This is a genomic window from Stenotrophomonas sp. GD03877, from assembly GCF_029840555.1.
GTDB classification, from domain to species: Bacteria; Pseudomonadota; Gammaproteobacteria; order Xanthomonadales; family Xanthomonadaceae; genus Stenotrophomonas; species Stenotrophomonas geniculata.
In genome coordinates this window covers 160,118-180,582 of the sequence record NZ_JAOCCT010000004.1, presented here as the reverse complement: position 1 = coordinate 180,582, position 20,465 = coordinate 160,118, and the positions used below count along the sequence as shown (strand labels likewise).

General features: G+C 65.5%; 27 protein-coding genes. 8 read left to right on the top strand and 19 right to left on the bottom strand.

Translation table 11 applies throughout. From position 1 onward, the window contains the following. Nucleotides 1–48: 48 nt before the first annotated feature. On the bottom strand, nt 49–318 hold the full coding sequence (locus N5D20_RS04455; RefSeq protein ID WP_100051410.1) for a hypothetical protein: 270 nt from the start codon (nt 316–318) through the stop codon (nt 49–51). Between the two features lie 56 nt (nt 319–374). Continuing rightward, entirely contained in the window at nt 375–590 is a 216-nt protein-coding gene (locus tag N5D20_RS04450; protein WP_044570206.1) for a hypothetical protein, read from the bottom strand. 153 nt (nt 591–743) lie between these two features. On the opposite strand from N5D20_RS04450, the gene N5D20_RS04445 reads away from it, so the two are divergent. Continuing rightward, nucleotides 744–1,025, top strand: a complete 282-nt coding sequence (locus N5D20_RS04445; RefSeq protein WP_010485730.1) for a hypothetical protein — start codon at nt 744–746, stop codon at nt 1,023–1,025. Here the strand turns inward: N5D20_RS04445 and N5D20_RS04440 are convergent. Next, complete coding sequence (locus tag N5D20_RS04440) at nt 1,022–1,342, bottom strand: hypothetical protein (RefSeq protein ID WP_019336574.1); 321 nt, start codon at nt 1,340–1,342, stop codon at nt 1,022–1,024. The two genes, N5D20_RS04445 and N5D20_RS04440, sit on opposite strands and share 4 nt — an antisense overlap. Nucleotides 1,343–1,421: 79 nt before the next feature. Continuing rightward, nucleotides 1,422–4,073 (bottom strand): excinuclease ABC subunit UvrA, encoded by a 2,652-nt coding sequence (locus N5D20_RS04435; RefSeq protein ID WP_197578906.1) that lies wholly within the window; start codon nt 4,071–4,073, stop codon nt 1,422–1,424. Nucleotides 4,074–4,344: 271 nt separating this feature from the next. Between N5D20_RS04435 and N5D20_RS04430 the strand changes: the two genes are divergently transcribed. Beyond that, the gene (locus N5D20_RS04430; RefSeq protein ID WP_043395782.1) at nt 4,345–4,599 is read left to right on the top strand and encodes a hypothetical protein; all 255 of its coding nucleotides are present in this window, start codon (nt 4,345–4,347) and stop codon (nt 4,597–4,599) included. Then, nucleotides 4,596–5,018: a low affinity iron permease family protein gene (locus N5D20_RS04425; RefSeq protein WP_019336571.1), complete on the top strand. Its 423-nt coding sequence runs from the start codon at nt 4,596–4,598 to the stop codon at nt 5,016–5,018. Before N5D20_RS04430 ends, N5D20_RS04425 begins: the two co-directional genes overlap by 4 nt. A 15-nt stretch (nt 5,019–5,033) precedes the next feature. On the opposite strand, the gene N5D20_RS04420 is transcribed toward N5D20_RS04425, so the two are convergent. Then, nucleotides 5,034–6,527: an FAD-dependent oxidoreductase gene (locus N5D20_RS04420; RefSeq protein WP_197578907.1), complete on the bottom strand. Its 1,494-nt coding sequence runs from the start codon at nt 6,525–6,527 to the stop codon at nt 5,034–5,036. Between the two features lie 224 nt (nt 6,528–6,751). Between N5D20_RS04420 and N5D20_RS04415 the strand changes: the two genes are divergently transcribed. Further along, nucleotides 6,752–6,982, top strand: a complete 231-nt coding sequence (locus N5D20_RS04415) for a hypothetical protein (protein WP_197578908.1) — start codon at nt 6,752–6,754, stop codon at nt 6,980–6,982. A gap of 9 nt (nt 6,983–6,991) precedes the next feature. On the opposite strand, the gene N5D20_RS04410 is transcribed toward N5D20_RS04415, so the two are convergent. Then, nucleotides 6,992–7,441, bottom strand: a complete 450-nt coding sequence (locus tag N5D20_RS04410) for a BLUF domain-containing protein (protein WP_043395790.1) — start codon at nt 7,439–7,441, stop codon at nt 6,992–6,994. Between the two features lie 189 nt (nt 7,442–7,630). On the opposite strand from N5D20_RS04410, the gene N5D20_RS04405 reads away from it, so the two are divergent. After that, a complete protein-coding gene (locus tag N5D20_RS04405; protein ID WP_227199396.1) occupies nt 7,631–7,891 on the top strand; it encodes a hypothetical protein in 261 nt (86 codons plus the stop codon). 7 nt (nt 7,892–7,898) lie between these two features. Here N5D20_RS04405 and ligD read toward each other — a convergent pair whose 3' ends face one another. Together ligD and N5D20_RS04395 are read right to left on the bottom strand one after the other, a co-directional pair. Further along, on the bottom strand, nt 7,899–10,448 hold the full coding sequence (gene ligD, locus N5D20_RS04400; RefSeq protein ID WP_049455231.1) for a DNA ligase D: 2,550 nt from the start codon (nt 10,446–10,448) through the stop codon (nt 7,899–7,901). Nucleotides 10,449–10,461: 13 nt separating this feature from the next. Further along, nucleotides 10,462–10,638: a DUF3606 domain-containing protein gene (locus N5D20_RS04395; RefSeq protein WP_019336566.1), complete on the bottom strand. Its 177-nt coding sequence runs from the start codon at nt 10,636–10,638 to the stop codon at nt 10,462–10,464. Between the two features lie 248 nt (nt 10,639–10,886). Here N5D20_RS04395 and N5D20_RS04390 point away from each other — a divergent pair, with 248 nt between their 5' ends. After that, on the top strand, nt 10,887–11,384 hold the full coding sequence (locus N5D20_RS04390) for a DUF892 family protein (RefSeq protein WP_019659711.1): 498 nt from the start codon (nt 10,887–10,889) through the stop codon (nt 11,382–11,384). Between the two features lie 39 nt (nt 11,385–11,423). On the opposite strand, the gene N5D20_RS04385 is transcribed toward N5D20_RS04390, so the two are convergent. The 3 genes from N5D20_RS04385 to N5D20_RS04375 are packed head-to-tail and all read right to left on the bottom strand — an operon-like array spanning nt 11,424 to nt 13,382. After that, nucleotides 11,424–12,158 (bottom strand): DNA-formamidopyrimidine glycosylase family protein, encoded by a 735-nt coding sequence (locus N5D20_RS04385; protein WP_049481219.1) that lies wholly within the window; start codon nt 12,156–12,158, stop codon nt 11,424–11,426. Beyond that, nucleotides 12,151–12,918: a DUF72 domain-containing protein gene (locus N5D20_RS04380; protein ID WP_049409769.1), complete on the bottom strand. Its 768-nt coding sequence runs from the start codon at nt 12,916–12,918 to the stop codon at nt 12,151–12,153. The genes N5D20_RS04385 and N5D20_RS04380 overlap by 8 nt, the downstream gene beginning before the upstream one ends. Further along, nucleotides 12,915–13,382, bottom strand: coding sequence for a BLUF domain-containing protein (locus N5D20_RS04375; protein WP_043395806.1), 468 nt, complete (start codon nt 13,380–13,382; stop codon nt 12,915–12,917). The genes N5D20_RS04380 and N5D20_RS04375 overlap by 4 nt, the downstream gene beginning before the upstream one ends. A gap of 299 nt (nt 13,383–13,681) precedes the next feature. Between N5D20_RS04375 and N5D20_RS04370 the strand changes: the two genes are divergently transcribed. After that, nucleotides 13,682–13,990, top strand: a complete 309-nt coding sequence (locus tag N5D20_RS04370) for a KGG domain-containing protein (protein ID WP_019337684.1) — start codon at nt 13,682–13,684, stop codon at nt 13,988–13,990. 118 nt (nt 13,991–14,108) lie between these two features. Here N5D20_RS04370 and N5D20_RS04365 read toward each other — a convergent pair whose 3' ends face one another. From N5D20_RS04365 to N5D20_RS04355, 3 genes are all read right to left on the bottom strand, one after another. Continuing rightward, complete coding sequence (locus tag N5D20_RS04365) at nt 14,109–15,017, bottom strand: manganese catalase family protein (protein WP_019337685.1); 909 nt, start codon at nt 15,015–15,017, stop codon at nt 14,109–14,111. Between the two features lie 39 nt (nt 15,018–15,056). Continuing rightward, nucleotides 15,057–15,578, bottom strand: coding sequence for a ferritin-like domain-containing protein (locus N5D20_RS04360; protein WP_019337686.1), 522 nt, complete (start codon nt 15,576–15,578; stop codon nt 15,057–15,059). Nucleotides 15,579–15,737: 159 nt separating this feature from the next. Then, nucleotides 15,738–16,082 carry a hypothetical protein gene (locus N5D20_RS04355; RefSeq protein ID WP_099560605.1) on the bottom strand — a complete coding sequence of 115 codons (345 nt, stop codon included), beginning with the start codon at nt 16,080–16,082 and terminating at the stop codon, nt 15,738–15,740. 203 nt (nt 16,083–16,285) lie between these two features. Between N5D20_RS04355 and N5D20_RS04350 the strand changes: the two genes are divergently transcribed. Beyond that, the gene (locus N5D20_RS04350) at nt 16,286–16,678 is read left to right on the top strand and encodes a response regulator (protein WP_019337688.1); all 393 of its coding nucleotides are present in this window, start codon (nt 16,286–16,288) and stop codon (nt 16,676–16,678) included. Nucleotides 16,679–16,892: 214 nt separating this feature from the next. Here the strand turns inward: N5D20_RS04350 and N5D20_RS04345 are convergent, their stop codons facing one another. The 5 genes from N5D20_RS04345 to N5D20_RS04325 all read right to left on the bottom strand — a co-directional run bounded on the left by N5D20_RS04345 (nt 16,893) and on the right by N5D20_RS04325 (nt 20,459). Then, nucleotides 16,893–17,579, bottom strand: a complete 687-nt coding sequence (locus N5D20_RS04345; RefSeq protein ID WP_043395812.1) for a glycosyltransferase — start codon at nt 17,577–17,579, stop codon at nt 16,893–16,895. Continuing rightward, nucleotides 17,576–18,163 (bottom strand): SAM-dependent methyltransferase, encoded by a 588-nt coding sequence (locus tag N5D20_RS04340; protein ID WP_019337690.1) that lies wholly within the window; start codon nt 18,161–18,163, stop codon nt 17,576–17,578. Before N5D20_RS04340 ends, N5D20_RS04345 begins: the two co-directional genes overlap by 4 nt. Then, the gene (locus tag N5D20_RS04335) at nt 18,160–18,918 is read right to left on the bottom strand and encodes a PIG-L family deacetylase (protein ID WP_043395815.1); all 759 of its coding nucleotides are present in this window, start codon (nt 18,916–18,918) and stop codon (nt 18,160–18,162) included. Before N5D20_RS04335 ends, N5D20_RS04340 begins: the two co-directional genes overlap by 4 nt. Next, entirely contained in the window at nt 18,906–19,847 is a 942-nt protein-coding gene (locus tag N5D20_RS04330) for a hypothetical protein (protein WP_049409759.1), read from the bottom strand. The genes N5D20_RS04335 and N5D20_RS04330 overlap by 13 nt, the downstream gene beginning before the upstream one ends. 105 nt (nt 19,848–19,952) lie before the next feature. Further along, nucleotides 19,953–20,459, bottom strand: a complete 507-nt coding sequence (locus N5D20_RS04325) for a hypothetical protein (RefSeq protein WP_197577898.1) — start codon at nt 20,457–20,459, stop codon at nt 19,953–19,955. Between the last annotated feature and the right edge of the window lie 6 nt (nt 20,460–20,465).

Genomic DNA, 20,465 nt, shown 5'->3' with positions numbered 1-20,465 from the left:
GAATGACTCGAGCATACGCCTGCGCGATGTCAGGTCCGGATGCGACGCCTAGGGAGATGCCGCATCGGTGCGCTTTGCGCATTCGAATACGTGTGCTTCGTCCTGCTGGACCCTGCGGAACGATTCCAGCCAGCCGAACGCTGCACCACGATTGTGAATCGTATCGCCGAGCCTGCCGGTCAGGCACCGTGCGCACTCCATCCCGCCAGGGCTGGGCGCGTGGCAGCAACGGCATTGCGCCATTGTTGTGATTTTCTCCGGGCGACACTGGTACATGATCTTGGTCATCAGGCTGATCGCCTGGCTTTGTGCGGACATGCACGCTCCCTGTCTGCTGCGGAAGCAGCCGCGCGGCGCGCGGCTCCTCCTGTTCCTCAGCGGCGGGTATCGCCGCCGAGACCGCCCTTCTTTTCATCCGCTGGCTTCGGGCTCTCGCGATCCTTGTTGTCCTGCTGCTGTTGCTGTCCTTGCTTGCCGGGCTCCTCTCCGCCGGGTTCGCCCCCCTCGCCCTGCCCCTGCTGTGCAGGCTGTTCTGCTTCAGCGGACGCGTTGGAGCGGTCATTCCTGTTCTGTTCGGGGACGCTGTTCATTTCGATTCTCCGCCGCAGCAAGTCTGCTGCCGATTGACTGTGGGCGTGTCGCCGTTACGGGAACGTACGGGGACGCGTCCCATATGAACAAGGGTCATGAACAGGCCCGCAGCAACAAGCGTGTACAGTGGAGTTTCGAAAAGGGGTAACGCCATGATCCATGGAAGAAGCAAGCACGTTGTCGACGTCGAGCGCGAGCTGGCCCACTGGAAAATCGCGTTCAACCTGGGCGCCCTGCCCGCGATGAGCTTCCGATATGAAGTGGCGCCCGTTATCCGGCTTGCCTGCGATATCTATGTGAGAGATCCGCATGGCACCCGGTCGGCATGGATCGACGATCTGCAGGGCAGGCTTGCGAAGCGATCGAGCCTGCGCGGCCATCCTGGCGCAGCGGAGATTGCCGATCGGTGCTGGTCCCTGCTTGGCTGCGCCTAGGCGCGGCTGGCTGCGTGATTCCGCTCGCGCATCAACTCATCATTCAGTACGTGGACAATGGACATCACCGCGTCGGCAAGTCCACGAGAATCGCTGATGGATCCGTAGAAGTAGATCCTGGCGCCTTCAATGCGAACATCCGCCAGCTGGAGCTGGGACGCCAGTGCCCTGCACTTGATGAGGAACATCTCTGTCCAGCGAGCGCCCGGCGCCAGATCCAGCAGCGCGGTGATGGCTTCGTCGGTGGATGCGTCTACACGCTCATGCAACAACGGGACATCGAAGCCGACGATTCTTGGGAGCATGGAAGCGTTCACCTGACCATCCTCTCGCTGATGGGCGCTGCGAGTACTCCCACAGTACAACAGAATGCGTCCAGCCCCAGATGAGATGGCGTCAGCTGGCCTGCCCCAGCTCGCGCGCAAGGAACGGCGCAGTCCTGCTTCCCTTGGCGCGGGCCACCTGTTGCGGCGTGCCCTTCGCCACGATGGTGCCACCCGCGCCGCCTGCACTTGGCCCGACATCAATCACCCAGTCCGCCTGTGCGACAGAACGCATATCGTGCTCGATCATCACCACGGTGTTGCCAGCCTCCACCAGCCGTTGCAGCTGCGCCAGCAACCTGTCCGCGTCCGATGCATGAAGGCCGGTGGTGGGCTCATCCAGCACATACAGCGTGCGTCCGCGCTGGCTGCGCTGCAGCTCGGTCGCCAGCTTGATGCGCTGTGCCTCACCGCCTGAAAGCTCGGTGGCCGGCTGGCCCAGCCGCAGGTAGCCCAGACCGATTTCCTGCAGCAACTGCAGCGGGCGGGCAATGGCGTCTTCTTCGGCGAAGAACGCCTGCGCCTGGTCCACCGTCATCTGCAGGACCTCGGCGATGGTGCGACCATTCCACAGCACCTTCAGGGTGGCCTCGTTGTAGCGGGCGCCATGGCAGGTGGGGCACGGCGCATAGACGCTCGGCATGAACAGAAGTTCGACGCTGACGAAGCCCTCGCCTTCGCAGGTTTCGCATCGGCCCTTGGCCACGTTGAACGAAAAGCGGCCCGCGTCGAATCGGCGGCGGCGCGCGTCGGGTGTCGCGGCGAAGAGCTTGCGCACGTGATCGAACAGGCCGGTGTAGGTGGCCAGATTGGATCGTGGCGTGCGGCCGATGGGCTTCTGGTCTACCTGCACCACGCGTTGGATGGCGTCCACGTCGCCGGCCAGCTGGCCCCGCGTGGCTTCGATCACGGTCGGCCCATCCGCGGCCGTGCTGTCGGCGCTGTCGTCCACCGGCTCATGCCCCAGGTGCAGCAGTATCAGCTCGGGCAGCGCTTGTGCCATCAGGCTGGACTTGCCCGATCCGGAAACACCGGTCACTGCGGTCAGAAGCCCCAGCGGCACCTGCGCGTCCACCCCCTGCAGGTTATGGCGATGGATACCCTTCAGCTCCAGCCAGCTGATGACACTGCGCTGCCGGCTGGCGGGCGCAGGCACCTGGTCGAACAGGTACTGCGCCGTGCGCGAATCCTGAACGTCGCGCAGGCCATCGGGCTCGCCACTGTAGAGAACGCGTCCGCCATGCTCCCCTGCCTGCGGGCCCACATCGACCAGCCACTGCGCGCGGCGCATCAGCTCCAGATCATGTTCAACAACGAACACCGAGTTACCGCCGTCGCGCAGCCGTTCCAGTGCGTCGTACAGCGCCTGGCTGTCGGCCGGATGCAGGCCGGCCGAGGGTTCGTCGAGCACGTACAGCACGCCAAACAGCAACGAGCTGAGCTGCGTGGCCAGCCGCAGGCGCTGCAGTTCGCCGGCCGACAGCGTGGGCGTGGCGCGATCAAGTGATAGATAGCCCAGGCCGAGCTCGCGCAGTTGCCGTACACGCGCCATGACCCCGCCCGCCAGGCGTTGTGCCGCCAGGCGCTTTTCCTCAGACAAGGCTGAGGTCAGGCGCACGTCGGGTGCGCCTTCGTGGGTCGCGCGGCCACTTGCTGCCCGCTTGGCGCGATCGCGGGGCGTTGCACGCCTGCTGGAACGCGCGCCGTGGCTGTGTGCACTGAAGTCGCCCCGCGCGATGGGCTCGAGCAACGCCGCCAGCTGGTCCAATGGCAGCCGCATGAACTCGCCGATATCCACACCGGCAAAGGTGACCGAAAGCGCCTCCGGCTTCAGGCGCTTTCCGTGGCAGGCGGGGCACAGCTTGCCTTCCATGTAGCGCGAAACACGCTTGCGCATCAAGGCGCTCTGGGTGTTGGCAAAGGTGTGCAGCACGTAACGGCGCGCGCCGGTATAGGTGCCCATGTAGCTGGGCTCCTGCTTGCGCTTGAGTGCGGTACGGGTCTCGGCCGGCGTGAAGCCGGCATAGACCGGCACGGTGGGCGTCTCCTCGGTGAACAGGATCCACTCACGGTCCTTCTTCGGCAGTTTCTTCCACGGCACATCGATGTCGTAGCCCAACGTGACCAGGATGTCGCGCAGGTTCTGGCCATGCCATGCCGGTGGCCAGGACGCGATGGCGCGCTCGCGGATGCTCAGCGACGGGTCCGGAACCATCAGTGCTTCAGTCACTTCGTAGACATACCCCAGGCCATGGCAGGTGCTGCAGGCGCCCTGTGGGGTGTTGGGCGAGAAGTCTTCGGCGTACAGCATGGGCTGGTGGGCCGGGTAGGCTCCCGCCCGCGAAAACATCATGCGCACCAGGCTGGACAGCGTGGTCACGCTGCCCACCGAGGAGCGCGCATTGCTGGCGCCGCGCTGCTGCTGCAGGGCGACCGCCGGGGGCAGCCCGTCGATGGCATCCACATCGGGCACGCCCGCCTGGTCGATCAGGCGGCGCGCATAGGGTGCGACGGATTCGAAGTAGCGCCGCTGCGCCTCGGCGAAAACCGTGCCGAAGGCCAACGAGGACTTGCCGGATCCCGACACGCCGGAGAACACCACCAGTGCATTGCGCGGAATGGAGACATCGACATTCTTCAGGTTGTGCTCGCGCGCACCACGGACTTCGATGCAGCCGCTGGCTGCGGCAGCACATGACGACTCGCCATAGGGGGTGTTGGACATCTCAGCATTCCTGCAATCGGTGGGCGGCTCGCGCATGGTGCGCCCGGTAGGCCATTCTCGCTGTTGCGGGGTGAATGGCGTGAGGGGGTGCGCAACCACGTGCCGCATCAGAACGCCATGGCCGACGCAGACCGCGCCGCCACGCTGATTGTTAACGCGCGTTGCCTGAAGGATTGACGCCACGTTGCCCCGCCCTTGATGAGGCCGCTCACAGTGCATTCCTATGCTGGGCCCGCCACCTGCGAGGTGGTGATCAACCTGGAGATGCACCATGCAACGCGACCAGAAAGACCTTCCCCATCCGGACACGGAGGCGCAGCGCCCCGATCCTGTCAGTCCGCTGCAGGCGACGCTGCACAACCGCCGCAATCATGACGAAGCGCTGCAGGAAACCTTCCCCGCCAGTGACCCGATCTCCCCCTTCGTCGCTGCGCCCACGCCGGACGAGCAGGCCAAGCGCCTCGGGGAGCGGGTCAAACTGCCGGACCGCCACACGGATGAGGAGGCCGCGGGAGGTGACCAGTGATCCGGCGCGGTTTCGCCCGTGTCGCGGCGGCGACGGCGCGATTGTCTGGCAGCCTGGGGGCATTCGTCGCAGCGCTGGGGGTGATCATCACCTGGGCTGCCAGCGGGCCGGCCTTCCACTTCAATGACACGTGGCAGCTGGTGGTGAATACAGGAACCACTATCGTGACCTTCCTGATGGTGTTCCTGATCCAGCATACGCAGAACGCCGATACCGCTGCGCTGCACATCAAGCTGGATGAACTGATCCGGGTGAGCAAGGACGCCAACCAGGAGTTGTTGAACCTGGAGTCGATGGAGCCGGCCCATCTTGAAGAGATACGCCAGCGTTACGAGGCACTGGCGAAGACCGCTGCAGACATCAAGTCCAAGAAGGAGCGCTGCATGCCCTGCGATGCGGATGCAGCCGCCGAAGCCTGAGGTGGATGCCTGCGCCTACAGCTGTTCTGGTGTGAGGCCCTGCCTGGCAGGGCCTTCCAGCAGCGCTCCGGTGGCGGAAAAGCGGCTGCCGTGGCAGGGGCAGTCCCAGGTGCGCTCATGGCCATTCCATTGGACAACGCACTTCAGGTGCGGGCAGAGCGCCGACATCATGTGCAGGCGCCCGCACTCGTCGCGGTAGACCGCGGTGCGCTTTCCGTCCACGTCCAGCAGTGCGCCGCAACCACGGGCGAGCTCACTGGGTGAGTGCGACGGCGCCGTGGCAAGGCGATCTCCCACCATGTGCCGCGCCACCGTGGCGTTGGTGCGGGCCCAGCCCGATGCCGAGCGCACCGGCGTGAAACGCATGGGGCTGAGCAGCTGCTCGATCTCGCTGGCCGTGCCCATGATTCCCTCGGTGATCGCGCGCGCGGCCACGCCTGCCCAGGTCAAACCGTCCGGCCCATAGCCGGTAGCGACCCACACATTATCGTGCGCGCTGCTGCCGATGTAGGGCAGCTGGTCGGCGGGCCGGAATTGCTGGGCCGACCAGCACAGCGGCTCGCCCTGCACGTTGAAGTTGCGGCGCGCGTCGGCTAGCAGATGCTGGGCCGGATCCTCCGCTGGCGTTTCGCCGGTGCGGTGTGTTTCGCCAACCAGCACAAGCCAGTCGCGGCCATCAGCGCCGTGCACCCCGCGCAATGAGCGGTGCCGGTCGGCGATCCAGTGAATGCCTGCCGCAGGTAGGTTGGCAACCGGCACCGCCACCCCGTACTCGCGGTACACCTCCATCTCGGCCTGCACCAGGTTGAAGCCTGCGGGCGAATGCGTAGCCAGCACGAACTGCCTGGCCTGTATGCGGGCGCCATCGGCTGTCGCAACGCCGGCGGATGCCTCGATGCGGTTGATCCGGGTCCAGTCGTGGATGCGCACGCGACCTGCCAGATGACGTGCCAGTTGCCTGCAGAACGCCGCAGGATCCAACTGCGCCTGATCGGGAACGCGGAAGGCGTGGCCCAATGCGAACGGCAGTCCGGACTGCCGGTGTTCGCACTGCAGGCCGACGCGCTGATAGGCCTGCAGCTCACGCTCGAACTGCGCGGTGACCTCGCGGGTTCGCTCCTGCACGCCGTACTGCATGCCCACGCGTTGGAAGCCACAGCGCAGATGGTAGCGATGAACCAGTGTTTCGATGGACCGCAGCGCCTGCTGCCGCCACTGCACGACACGGCTGGCCGTGTCGCCGCCCCAACGGGAGATCAGATCGGCCAGCCGGGAGACGGGCGCGTAAAGATTGCCGGTGGACATCACCGTATTGCGCCCGCCGATGGGCCCCGCATCAACCACCAGCACATCCAGGCCGCTATCGGCCAGGCGGGCCGCTGTCAGCAGGCCGGTCATGCCGGCGCCCACCACCAGCACGTCCGCGCGCGTCGTGCCGGCAAGGGGGCGGAAGCTGTGCGACTCGGTGTCAGCTGACCATAAGCTGGCGCGCGGGAACGGTTCGGACATGAAAGAGATCCTTGCAGCTTCAGCTGGGAGGCCTCTCTGATACGCCTTGCCGGGTGAAACGACGGTGGCGTGGTCGTGCAGATGATGCTCACGCGCTGCCACGATCAACGCCATGGTCAAGGCCAGGTGAGCGTTGCGTGGGCAACACGCCTGTGTCGCCTCTGCGAACCGCAACTCCTTGCTTGCAGCGTGGTCGCTAACGTGCCTGGAAGGAGGATCAGGCAGTGAGCACGCACTTGGAAATCGATCTGATGACCGCGCAACTGGAGGAATTGCTGCCGACCTGGGCAGCGTTCTACCCCGAGCCGCAGTTCATCCGCATGCTCGCCGAGGCACTGGACTATATCGCTGCCAGCGCGGAGCCGGAGGCGCGGCTGTATTGCGTGATGCGCACCGGGCACCTCCATGTGTGCAGCGGCGAAATTCCGTGGGCCGAGCGCCATGGAGGTCGCTAGGCCGGTGGATCACGCCGCCACGGCATAGGGTTCCACCAACCTGGCCAGGACATCCATCGCCGTCTCGGTTGGCGCTTCGTCACCGCTGTGCTGGGCGAACCCCGACCAGTCCGCGCAGGCAAGAATTTTCAACTGCTCGGGTTGCGTCGGCAGCCAACGCATCGGCCAGAACGGGAGTCGCCGGTTGCCCACCCTGCCCCGCTGCAACTCGATGAGCCCTGCGTGGCTGGAAGCACCCACCACTCGCGAGTACGCCACGCTCAAGCCGTCCTCGGGTCCCTCCATGTACTGCAGGAAGCGGGCGCCATCGAACAGCAGAACTCCGGTAACGCCGGCATTTCGGTTGAAGCGGGCGGCATCATCGACCAGATCGTCCAGCTTCCCGCTGCGCAGGCCCAACGGGTCACCGGCAACGGCGGGGCCCGCTTCGCTGACGTATGCGACTGCCCTGATCGGCATTGACTGCTCCTGTAGTGAATCCCCCCAGATTCCGTGCCGCTAGGATAGGCCACCTGCGCCCCGCAGTTGTTCCCATCCTGTGCATTTTGTGAATCAGTTGGGACCCAGCCGACAAACGGCATGCAGGACGCCTCCCCGCCCAATGCCATGGATCGTTTACGCTTGGGGCAGATGACTCGGGAGCACCCCATGCCCAATACCGGCCTTTTCCATGTTCTGGAGCTGGACGCCGCTTCCGGCGTGCAGGGTATTGAGCGCGTCAGGTCCATTCGCGTGCGCTGCAACACCTGCGGCGGGATTACGCAGTTGTCGGGGGACGCGTTGGGGGCGGTACCCGGTGGAACGACGCTGGTGTGCGGTGCTTGTCCGTCGCGCCAGACGGTCAGCAACGCGCGGCTGGTCGAATGCGATCATGTATTGCCCGGTAGCGTGCAGGCGCCCGAAGCGTAGGCGCGGGCTACGGGTCTGCCTGCGCCCATCGCGCAAGATTCTGTTTCACTTTCCCGATACCGGCCCAAGGGTCTTTGCGCTGCCGTTTCAGCTTTGCTGGCACGTCCTTGATCGTGAACGCGTCTGCGCGCTTGAGTTTCGTCAGATCGCCCCAGGCGATCGGCAGTGCTACCGGTGCCCCCGGCCTGGCCCGCAGCGAGTAGGACGCAACCGCCGTCGCACCGCGCCCATTGCGCAGATAGTCCACGAAGATCCGCTTGTTGCGGAGGCTTTTGGTGGCCGTTGCCAGGAATCGCTGGGGCTCGGATTGCGCCAGCGCATCGGCGAAACCCTTCGCAAAGCGCCTGGTCAGGTCCCAGTCGCATCCCGGATTGAGCGGCACGACCACGTGCAGGCCCTTGCCACCGGATACACGCAGGAACGATTCCAGCTCCAGCTGCGCCAGCAGTTTCCGGATGTCGGTTGCCGCTTTCTTGACCTCGGCAAAGGGTACGTCCGGTCCTGGATCCAGGTCGAACACCACGCGGTCGGCCTTGTCGGGCGCTTCGGCGTGGCTGCCCCAGGGGTGGAACTCCAACGCGTTGAACTGCACCAGTTCAAGCAGGCTGGCTGCGTCCCGCACCACCAGGTAATGGGCGTTTATACCGCTTTCTTCCTTGAGCTTTACTGCGTCGACCAACTCCAGCCCGGCTGTATGGTGTTTTTGGAAGAAGCAGGGTTTTGCGGTGCCACTGGGACATCGGATGATCGACAGCGGACGATCAACCACCTCGGGCAGGAGATGCTCCATCACTGCCGCGTAGTAGTCCCATACCTCCTGCTTGGTGTAGCCATCGCCAGGAAACAGGATCTTGCCGGGAGACGACAGCGCGGGCGGTGTGCGGTCGGTAGCGGGTGACGTTTTCGCATCGCGCGCAGGACGCGCCGTTGCGGACTTCCCACCAGAGATCGTGACCGGCCCGGCGCGATCGGAATCTGCGAGATCGGCGATGTCCTTGTCCGCCCGTACCGCCTTCAGTGACGCCTGGCGCAACAGCTTCTGCCCGCCAATCCCGCGATAGAAGACCTCCACCACGAAACGCGGCGGGAACCAGGTCGCGGCGCGCAGGTCGGTGTCCTGGGTGGGCACGTACGCCGTCGGCTTGCGGCTGCCGCCGCCTTCGATGCGCTTGCTGACTTCGCCGATCAGTTCGTCCGAGAACCCGGATCCGACGCGGCCGACGTAGAGCCAGCCATGTTTCGGGTCTGGCCGCGCCAGCAGCAGCGAGCCGAACCCGGTGCGGCTGCCTTTCGGCGTGGTGTATCCGACCACCGCAAACTCGTCGCTGGCCAGCTGTTTGGTCTTGCGCCAATCCTCACTGCGGCCACTGTGGTAGCTGCGCTCGGCGCGCTTGGAAATGATGCCTTCGAAGTGCTGCTCACCGGCCAGGCGATAGGCCTCGTCGCCATCCCCCTGTACATGCGAACTGAACGCCAATGGCCTGCCCTGCCCTTCCAGCACGGATTGCAGCAGGGCCTTGCGTTCCAGCAAGGGCGCATCGGCGACGTCCACGCCATCAAGGTGCAGCAGATCGAACAATGCATACGTCAGGACGCCCTGCCGCTCGCCGGAGAGCGTGGCCTGCAGCAGGTTGAAGTCCTCCCTGGTGCCGGCGCCGGCGATGAGCTCACCGTCCAGTGCCGCCGAGGTGAGGCCCAGTGCTGTGATCGCGTCACGTATTTCAGGGAGCTTGCCGGTCCATTCCAGTGCGTTCCGCGACCACAGCTGCACGTTGCCCTCAGCCACCGTAGCAAGGATGCGGTACCCATCCCATTTGATCTCATGCACCCACTGCCCGCCCTGGGGCGGCGCTTCGCCCAGCTTGGCCAACTGTGGCTCAAACGGCCCGGACGGCGCTGCGGCCTTTCTTGCCTTGCTGAGCGCCAGGGCCTTCTTCGCCCAGTTCTTTCGTCGGGCGCGTGTGGCGGGTACGACCGTGAGTTTCTTCTTCGCGGTCTTTCCGGCCCCGGCACGCTTCAGGTCCACCGGGGGCGCTACAGCAACATCCGCCAGCAGATCGTCTGCCTCGATGTCGCTCGCAAATTCATCGTCGTCCTTGAACAGCAGCCACTGTGGCTGGCGCGCTGGCTTGCCTGAACGGACCAGATGCCATCCACCCTTGAGCTTGGCGCCGAACAGCTCGAATCGTAGATGGCCCTTGGCGAGCTGGGCTTCCGGGTCGCCCTGCGTAGCCCACACACCGTGGTCGAACTGGGCGACATGGCCGCCGCCGTACTGGCCTTTGGGGATTTCGCCTTCGAAGGTCGCATAGTCGACAGGATGATCTTCCACCTCCACCGCCATGCGCTTGACCTTCGGGTCGTAACTGGGCCCCTTGGGCACGGCCCAGCTCTTCAGCGCGTCACCCACCTGCAGGCGGAAGTCGTAGTGCCTGCGGCTGGCGTGGTGCAGCTGCACCACGAAAATGGCGCGTTGCCCTTTCGGTAGCGCCTTGCCCGGCTCGGGCTCCTTGGTCTTGTCAAAACTGCGCTTGCGGCGGTACTCGACCAGGGACATGGGCAACTCCGCGCTATTTTCCCAGATGCTTGCGGACAGCAACGGCTGTGGGGCCGACCGCCGCCACAGCGGCACGAAGTTCCTCGGCGGACACGCCCAGCGCCGTGGTCCAGTACTGCAGCTCGTAATCTTCGTTGACGTTGATGCGATCCCGGTCCGGGCGTCCGGTGTTCTTCTTGTCGTCGCTCATGGGAGTCTCCACGCGTGATCGGGCGTGAAGTGACCGTACCGGCCGGTGCATGGGCACCAGGCGATGCCATTGTGAAGCCATGGCGAAGGCTTGGCGGCACCGGCGCCAACCCGCAGTGGCGGATCCCGCATCGTGAAGGGCACGCGCACGGTTCGCGTGGACCTCCACATGCCGCCTTCACCTGGCCCCCGCCTGATCGCAACCGGGCGGGACCTACTCTGAGTGCTCCATTCACAGCGGAGCCCAGTATGGCTATCAAGACGGCGGAAGACCTGTTCATCCACGAACTCTCGGACATCTACAGCGCCGAGAAGCAGCTGACCAAGGCCCTCCCGCGCCTGGCCCGTGCGGCCGAGAACCCGGACCTGGCCACGGCGTTTGAAACGCACCTGGAAGAAACCCAGGGCCAGATCGAGCGCATCGACCAGGTTGTGGAGATCCTGGGCATTCGCCTGAAGCGCATCAAGTGCGCGGCGATGGAGGGCCTGGTGGAGGAAGGCAAGGAAGTGATCGACAGCATCGACAAGGGCCCTGTGCGCGATGCCGCCCTGATCGGTGGCGCACAGAAGGTCGAGCATTACGAGATTGCGTCCTACGGCACCATCGCCGCGCTGGCCAAACAACTGGGCTACAAGGACGCCCTGCCGTTGCTGCTCGAGACGCTTGAGGAAGAGAAAGCCACCGACGAAAAGCTCACCCTGCTGGCCAAGGGCGGCGGCAACGCCAAGGCAGCGCAGGCCGCCTGATCGACGCGCCCCGGAACCCGGCTGCCACGGACGGTAGCCTCAGGGCCCGTACAGCACTTGATCATTGGGGCAGAAGAACGTGCGTCGCCGCGTGGTCCCCATGTAGAGCTTGCTGATCGGGCCACCGCACACGGGACAGACCTTCTTCGTGTGCACCTGCCAATGCTTCTTCAGCTCAAAGCAGCGCTTCCATTCCAGGAAATCGAAGCTGTAGGCGCGGGCCTGCTCGATCAGCGCGGTAAGCCTGCGTGGCGGCAGGTCGCCCAATCGGGTGGCGGGATGCACGCCTATCCGGAACAGCACCTCGTTCTTGATGATGTTGCCGACGCCGGCGAAGACCGTCTGGTCCAGAAGCGCATCGCAGGCAAGGACGTCCGGCATGGTTTTCAGCTTGCGCCTGGCCAGCTTCGGATCCCAGGCATCGTTCATCACGTCCGCCCGCCAATCGTAGATGTCGTCCAGAGGCTGGTCGATCAGGCGCACGGAACACGCATAGAAGTTCAGCTCACCGTTGTCGAACACCAGCGATACCCGCGCCGGGGCTGGCTTCCGCTCGTCGATGCGCCAGCTGCCGAACATCATCAGATGGATGCGCAGCGTGTGATGGCTGAATTCCAGCAGGAAGTGCTTGCCCCAACTGCGGACCGCCTTGACCCTTCGGCCCTGCAGCGGCGACAGGTCGATGCGGCTGTTCCCGGAGACGGTGCGGACCACGTGCCCCTTGAAATGGCTCGCTGCTTCGCGCAGCAGGACGATCGAAGGGCCTTCAGGCATGTTCGTTCTCCTGCAGCAGCGCCTGCAGGTGCAGGGCATTGCCGGTGGCGTGACCCAGCGCGGTATTGTCCAGTACGAACCAGGCGGGTCGTTGCGCGTCGGCCTCGGCCAGCAGCTGCCGCGCAAGGTGGGCAAGGGTCGGCTCGTCGTAGGCACTGCGATAGATCTGCGGCTGGCCGTGCCAGCGCCAGTAGCTCCACGTGCGATCACCGCCGGGAATCGCTGCCGCCGGCACACGTGCTGGATCTGCGGCAACCCGTGCAACGCCATGCGCGCTCAGCAGCGCATCCACGTCCGCCGTAAACCAACTCGGATGGCGCGGCTCGCACGCTACTTCGGCCTGCGTGCGCGCGCGCAGGCCCCGCAGGAAGGCTTCGGCCGTGACCGTGTCGTACACCAGGCTGGGCGGCAACTGCAGCAGCAACGGACCGAGCTTTCCACCCAGTTCCAGCACGCCTTCAAGGAACCGCTCGAGCGGTTGCATTGCATCACGCAGCCGACGCTCATGGCTGATCTCGCGCGGGAGTTTCACCGCGAACCGGAAGCCCTCCGGAACGCTCGCCGCCCACCGCGCGTAAGTCCTGGGCTGGTGCGGTCGGTAGAAGGAAGAATTGACCTCCACCATCGGCAGGCGTGTGGCATAGCGCTGCAGTACGCTGTCGCCCGCGCCGAACGCCTCCTGATCCGACCGCGACAGCGACCACCCCGCACAGCCGACGCGTAGCAGCTCAGGCACCACCGGGGCGGCTGACGACATCATCGTGCCAGCTGCCCGTCTGGTTCCATGATGCCGCCCGCGCCTGCTTCCGTCTGCGATTGCGAAACCGACAGTAGTCGATCCAGGGCGCTGGTGCCCGATTCCAGCGCCGACGCGCTGCGCACGAAGCCGGTCCAGTCGGATATGGCGATCTTCCCCAGCGCGAGCTCATCCACCCGCACGCTGCGCATCCGCCAGTGCGGAAACTGCCGGCGCCCCACCCTGCCCCGGTTCAGTTCGACGATCCCACTGTGGCTGCCGGCCGCGAGAATGCGCGCGTAAGCCGCATTGATCCCGGCCTCCGGGCCCTCCAGATACTGCAGGAAGCGCGAGCCGTCGAACAGCAATGTGCCGGTGACATCGGCGGACTCATTGAACTGCACCGCCTCTGCCACAAGTTCCTGCAGCCGCTGTTCCGTCAGGTTGCGGGAGGCTTCACTTACATAGGCAATCGCTCTAAAGGGCATGGCACCACCGGTTGTTGCAGACCGCTCTACCTTAGCCACACCGATCGTACGCGCGGTGAGACCGGTGTGGAGGCTGCGTCGAACTGTGGCGTGTACCTTCCGCATCGCGTTGACGCGCGGTTGGGCCGCTGAACGTGTGCCTGCCACTGTGCGCACGCACGAATGTTCGTGGAGGCCGGATGAGGAATCAGCGCCTTCGGGATGACGCGACGTTGGCAGTCGTGCCACCGCCGTCTAGCGCCGGATCTGGAAGATGGTCGCTGCCGCCAATGAGGCGGCTGAACCCAAGGAGACTTTCCATGGCCAACCAGAACCAGAACCAGGGCACCAGCAACCGCGGTTTCGCTTCGATGGACGAGGACAAGCAGCGCGAGATCGCCGCCAAGGGTGGACGTGCCGCGCACGAGTCAGGCAACGCCCATGAATTCAGCTCGGAAGAAGCACGCGAAGCCGGCCGCAAGGGTGGCGAAGCGGTGAGCCAGGACCGCCAGCACATGGCTGACATCGGCCGCGAAGGCGGCCAGAACAGCCGTGGCGGTGGTAACCAGGGAGGCGGGCAGCAACAGCAGCAACGCGGCGGCAACAACCGCGGTGGCCAGCAGCGCTGATCGGCGCTGAAACCCGATGCATCCCTTCGTGGGCGGCGTGATGTCCGCCCACTTTCGTATGCCCCACGCTGCCCAGGGGCGTTGCAACCGGGGCGCCGCACGGGCGCACCGGGTTCTTTCACGGCTCGCGTGGTGGCAGGTCCAGTGCGCCTGCGCCCGGGCCGGCCCCCAGCTCGGCCCCGGTGGTCGGCCGCGCTTCCGGGTCGGAGAGCGTGCGCAGGGTCATGGCCTGTACTGCCGCTTGTTCGCGTGGGTCCAGGTCCACCGTGCCGCCGCCGTCGCCACCATCCACAGCGGCCTGTGCCTCGCGGTCGCTGACCCGCTCCCAGAGCTCGCCGCTGTTCCAGCTGCCCTGCAGGTCGTCGGCGCCGTCGCCCTGCGACATGTCCATGTACAGATCGGTGAATGCAGGGTCCCCCGGCAGCTTGCCCGGCGGGAAGTTGGGCTGGATGCTGTGCAGCGCCTTCTCGAATGACTTCATGTGCGCGATCTCGCGCGTCATCAGGAAGCGCAGCGCATCCTTGATGCCGGGGTCGTCGGTGACGTTGATCAAGCGCTCATACACCAGCTTGGCGCGCGCTTCGGCCGCGATGTTCGAGCGCAGGTCGGCGGTGGGGTCGCCGATCGAGTCGATGTAGGCGGCTGTCCACGGCACCCCGCTGGAATTGACCAGCGCGGGGCCGCCACCGTACAGGATCTGTTCGGTGTGGCTGGTGCTGTTCTGGCCCAGCAGGCGCATGTCCTCGGCCTCGGCAAGCCCTTCGGACTGGATCGCCTTGGGCCCGCGGTTGAGCATGGCGATGATGGTGCCGATGATCTCCAGATGGCTGATCTCCTCGGTGGCGATGTCCATCAACAGGTCCTTGCGCCCGGGGTCGCATTCGCCAAGTCCCTGGGTGAAGTAGCGCATCGCGGCGGCCAACTCGCCCTGTGGGCCGCCGAACTGTTCAAGCATGAGACTGGCGAGCTGCGGGTTGGATTCGCGCACGCGTACGGTGTACATCAGCTTCTTGTGATGAAAGAACATGAGGGTTTCTCCGGTGGCTGGCGTGGGCTGGCTTCGGGGTCAACGCTTGGCCTGGGCGCCAGGCGTTTCGTCACGGTTGAGGAACGCTCCGACCAGTCCGTCCTGGTGGTCCTCCAGCCAACGCGCCATGGCAACCTCTTCCTGCAGGATCTGGCCACACACGGCCGCAATGTCGGGCGCGCCGGCGCGCTCGGCAGCGATCACCAGCGCCCGGTACGTGGCGATCTCGGTATTCTCGAAGCCGAACGAGAGGCCTACGCTCTTGACCACCTCGTCCTCCATCAGACTGGTGCCCGCCGCGTGGAGGGCGGCAGTCATGCTCGCGAACAGCCCCTTTGCGGTGGGCACGCTTCCCCCAAGCGCCTCAATGCACTCGCGCAGGGAAGCTGCCTGCCCTTGCGTCTCCTGGACGTGCTGGCTGACGCGTGCGGCAAGCTGGGGATAGTTCTCGATCCGCGAAGCCATGGCCTTCATCATGGTCTCCGCTTCCTGTTCCATGGCGTAGGCGTCCTGCAGCCACTTCAGCAGGCGCTCGCTTCGGGCGGTGTTCTGGTCTGCCATCTCGATCTCCGGTGCGGGGCAACATGCCTCCGGAGACCATGGTGGAGCGCTGGCAATCACCGCCTTGTCGGCCGCTGTGATCCGCCGAAGCTCGGCGCTGCACGCAGCGCTGATGCGGCGATAACAACATCCGCGTCCCCTTGCTGGACCCGGGCGCTCTCAGTTCGCCAAGGCGCTGGATACGCCTACGTTGACTGCAGGGCGCTGGCGCCTGGCGTTCGAGGCGCCCGCGCCCTCTGCCGCCATCACGGCCTGCATGACCCGATGTTCAGCACGATGCGCGCCGCCGTCCACGCCCACGACATAGACAAAGCGCCCATCAAACTTGGCCTGTGCACCGTCCAGGGCGTCGTCGGCCAGCAGCGCTCGCTTCAGCGACTTCATCCATGTCCGATCAGGCGTACGGTCCAGTTCCACGACAATGGCGGCGCCGCCACAATCGAGCGGCATGCACTCGATACGCAGCACGCCAGGAGAGGCCGCTTCGGTTCCGGATTGAGGCATGACAGAAACTCCGATAAGGGGTCGGCGGCAGTATCCACAGTGCATGCCAAGAAGCCGTCAACGAAATCCATAACGCCTTCCACGCCTCCTCCACGAGGTTGGCCACGCGCGCAGAGCTTCGCGCCGGACTGACAATGCACACGCAGGATCTTGATGCAGCACAGCAGAAACTGGTGTTCCCAGGACAACACAGGCATGCACGCATGCAATCCGCAACCGGCCAGCGCAGATGCAACCTGCTGCTGGTGGAAGACCAACTCGACCTGGCCGCACTCATGGAGCACGCCCTTGAGGACGTCGGCGATCAGGTGACGCATGCCTACAGCGTGTTCGACGCTCTCGGGCTGCTGGACACCCAGCGGTTCGACGGCGCCGTGCTCGATGTCGAACTTCGCGACGGTGTGGTCTTTCCCGTCGCTGATCGCCTGGCAGAACTCGGCATCCCCTACCTGTTTGTCTCTGCGGTCTACGACCAGCTGGTGCCGCAGCGCCACCGGCGCGCAGCCTTCGTGGCCAAACCGTTCCATGTGAGTCAATTGCAGGACACGGTCCGGCGCGTGCTGGGCGATACCTGCGCGCAGCCGCCCGCGCATTGACTCCATACAACCGTCACCCCAGGTACGGGGCCACCACCAGGCTCAGCTGGCGCAGCGCGCCACCACGGGAGAGCCCATCCCAGTTGCTGCGCGCCACGCTGCGGATCTCGGAGTAGGCAGGGATGAGGGCCTTCGTGGCCTGCCCTGTCCCAACGCTTTCCTAAACCGCACGCCCCGATAACACGGGGCCCTTGCGTGACGGAGTGGCTGACCCTCAGGTGATCAGGGCGGGTGCTTCCGCGCCAGAGCGCTCGCCACCCAGCGCCGCCAGATAAGCGGAGAATCCGCCTGTAGCGCGCCCCTGCAGACGCGCACTGGTCATCACCACGGGAGCGCCGGCCCATCGCACCACCGCACCGCGGCGTTGCAGCGCTCTGACAAGCGCCACGTCTTCACTACAGTGCAGGGGAGCAAAGCCGCCAACGGCCCGATAGGAACAGGCAGAGACGCCGAGGTTGGCACCGTGGATGCGCCCATGATGGTCGCCCCACTGCTGCCTTGCCTGGAATGCCCTGCGCAGGCGCCGTTCACTCTGGCAGGTCGTCGCTATGTCCACCAGTCCGCAGAAAGCGTCACAACTGCTCTGAACCTGTGCGGCCAGCCACTCGGGAGGCACCTCACTGTCAGCGTCCGTGCTTGCCAGCCACCTGGCGCCCCGCCCCAGCAGTTCAGCAGCGGCTGCGGCCCGGGCGACACCGACGCAGCGTGCATCCAGCTGTACGCTCCCGACCCGGTATCGGTGGCAGATGGTGCCCGTTGCATCCGTACAAGCGTCCAGCGCGACCATTACCTCCACTGCTTCGCCGCCGAGGCCTGGGTGCAGGGCCGCCACCCGGATGGATTGCAGGCACCGCGCGATACTGTCCGCCTCATTGTGGGCGGGTATCAGGACGCCTATCACCGCAAGCCCTCGTTCCGGGCCAATGACAAGGGGCCCCGTGTCCATCCCTGAAGCACGAAGTCCGCATCGCGGTAGTGGAAGGCTTCCTGCAGGCCTTCCCCCAGGCATCGATGCACCACCTCGGTCCGGCTCGCGCGTCCCGGGAACGAGGGCAACCAATGGCAGGCGACCAGCAGGCCGTCATCGCGAAGTGCTTCATCGATGCCACCGCGCAGTTCGCGCAGTGCGCCTGCCCCCAGGTAGTAGCCCATTTCGCCGCAGACGATCAGGTCGAAGCGTCCTGGCGGCCATTGCTCGGGATGGCTGGCGCAATGGACCTGCACGTGCGGCAGATGGGCCAGGTTGCGGCGCGCCTGGAACGCCGCACGTGGACTGATGTCGGTTGCAAGCAGGCGTTCGCAACGTGCCGCCAGCGCCTCGGTCAGTACGCCGTTGGAACACCCCAGTTCCCAGCCGCGAGCGAACTGGCGCTGGCTGAGGCTTGCCAGCAGCAGCGCACGCTTGCGCTCTTCATACCACCGGCTGCGGTAGCCGAACGGGTCCTCCTGCTCATGCAGGTCATCAAAGTACGGTTGGGCGCTCATGCCAGAAACACCTCGTAGTTTCGGAAGAATCGGGCGAGTACATGTGCGGGCAGCACCGGCGGGCTGTTCAGGCCCGCCACGTCACCCGTCTGCGTCCGGAAATGCGCGATCGCGTTTCGTTTTGCGGACGCCACCGCTGAAATGTCGATCAGCTTCGGAACCTCCCACGCCATATGTGCGCAGGCAGGGTCAAGCCAGTGCCAGCCCCACACCGGGTACTCCAGCCGGTGGCAACCGGCCGCCCGCGCGGCGCGGCAGGCAGCGCGCCCTGCGGCTTCGTGATCGGGGTGGCCATCAAACCGCCATGGCGCCAGGACCAGATCGCGCGGTTGCAGATACTGCTGCAGCCAGCCTTCCAGCCCCTGCTCGTGCGCGCTGACCGCGCCGTCGGCGATACCCAGGTGGAAGATGGAGCCGACCGGAATACCGAGTTCGCCCAATGCCGCGGCAAGCTCCGCTCGGCGCGTTGATCGCAGGCGTTCGGGCGTCCACCACGGCTCGCCCGGATAGCATGCTTCACCGTCGGTCACCGCAACGACACTGACGTCGATACCCTGCCCCACAGCGTGATGCAGCAGCCCGCCACAGCCGAGTATTTCGTCATCCGGATGCGGCGCGACCACCACCATGCGGTCATGCCCGCTGCAGAGTGCGGTTGCCGGTATGGTCGGTTGCTGCCAGAGCCAATCGCAGTGCAGCCAGGCCTGCTCCTGGGTTCCTTCCCCTTGCAGGGGTGTCCTGGCTACAGCGCCCATGTCGCCTCCTGTGTGGCACGCTGCTCGCCCAGCCATTCCCAATCGCGATCGGCGTGGCTCTGGCGAAGGAACACGGTCAGGTCCGCGCAGCGCCGGGCATGGGAGGCCTCCAGGCACATCGGGCCCGGGCCCAGCGCGCGACCCGCCAGGTCCAGCACACGCGTTGCCGCACGCTCGACCACACAGCGCAGGCGCACCACATCTTCGCGATGGGTCAGTTCGGGCGCGGCGTCGATGCGCGCCGCCAGTTCGCGAAGCAGCGCGGCAGCCGGGCCCAGGGCGAGGTCCACTTCACCCAGCAGCCGCGCGCGATTCCCCTCGGTGCAGGCCGGTCGCATGCGCTCGGCCAATGCGGCCGCTGCGCCAAACCAGACCGCCGCGATGCCTGCCCCGCCATGCCAGAAGCCCGGGCGCTGAAGGTAGTCATCGCGCGTCCCCAGGATCACCATCGGTGCGCCGTCAAAGCGCACCGTGGTGGACGGGATTGCGGCCATGCCCACGGCGGGCCATGGCTCGCCTGCAAGTGTGTGCCAGTGTTCCGCCGCCACCTGGCATAGCCACACGCCCTGCGCGTTGCGAACCGTTACCAGTGCCGAATCCACCCATGCGCTGCCGGAACACCAGGGCTTGTCACCGTACAGTCCACCGCCGGCATCGATGCGAACGGTGTTGGCCGGACCCTCTGCAGCCCACACCGCCAGCAACGTGTCTTCAGCATGGATGGGCACCCTCAACTCGGCAGCAATCGCTTGGGCGTCATAGTGGGCCTCCAGTACCTTGGCCAGGCAGAGATCCTCTGCCCCGCAGGCTGCCAGCGCCTGCCAACGCTGCAGCGTCTGGCCGCCCCCGGGCAAAGGCAATGCCGGTTGCTGTACCAGCACCTGGCGTGCGCGATTGAACAGCGAAGAGGATGACGTCACATCCTGCATGGGTGGCAGACCTGCATTGGAGATACGCCATGAACGTAGGCGGCAGGCAGTCACATGCCTGTCTTGACCGCGTGGCGGGCACATGAATGCCCGGTACCGTGATCCTCACGGACCCGTCTGCGTAAGTTGCTCTCGTGCACGCACGCACTGCCGCAGTTCCCACAGCCATGGCAGCACCACCAGGCCCAGTGCCGGCAACAGGGTGAACCACCAGACGTCTGGTGCTGCAGATTTCACGTCGAGCGACCACCGGGGGTGCACCTGCCAGCCGACCCAGCCCAGCAGGACCCACGGCGCGGCATCCAACACGCTGTGCACATGTTGTTCCGCCGGGCTGATGCGTCGACGGCCGTCCGCGCTGACGGTATCGAAGTATCCGGCGACCGCGTGTGCGATGACCAGAAGTGCCAGAAACGTGAGGAGCGACAACGTGTTTTCCAGCAGCAGCCACGCCAGTACGCCGCTGCCGATCAGAAGCAGCTGCACCCCATGCAACAGGCTTTCGCGCATCGCGGAGGTGTGTGGAAGGTCGGTCCGGCGGTGAAAATGGAAGTCCAGCGAACCGGCCACCAACCACAGTGCGTACACACAGCCCACGACAATCGCACTCATGGCGCC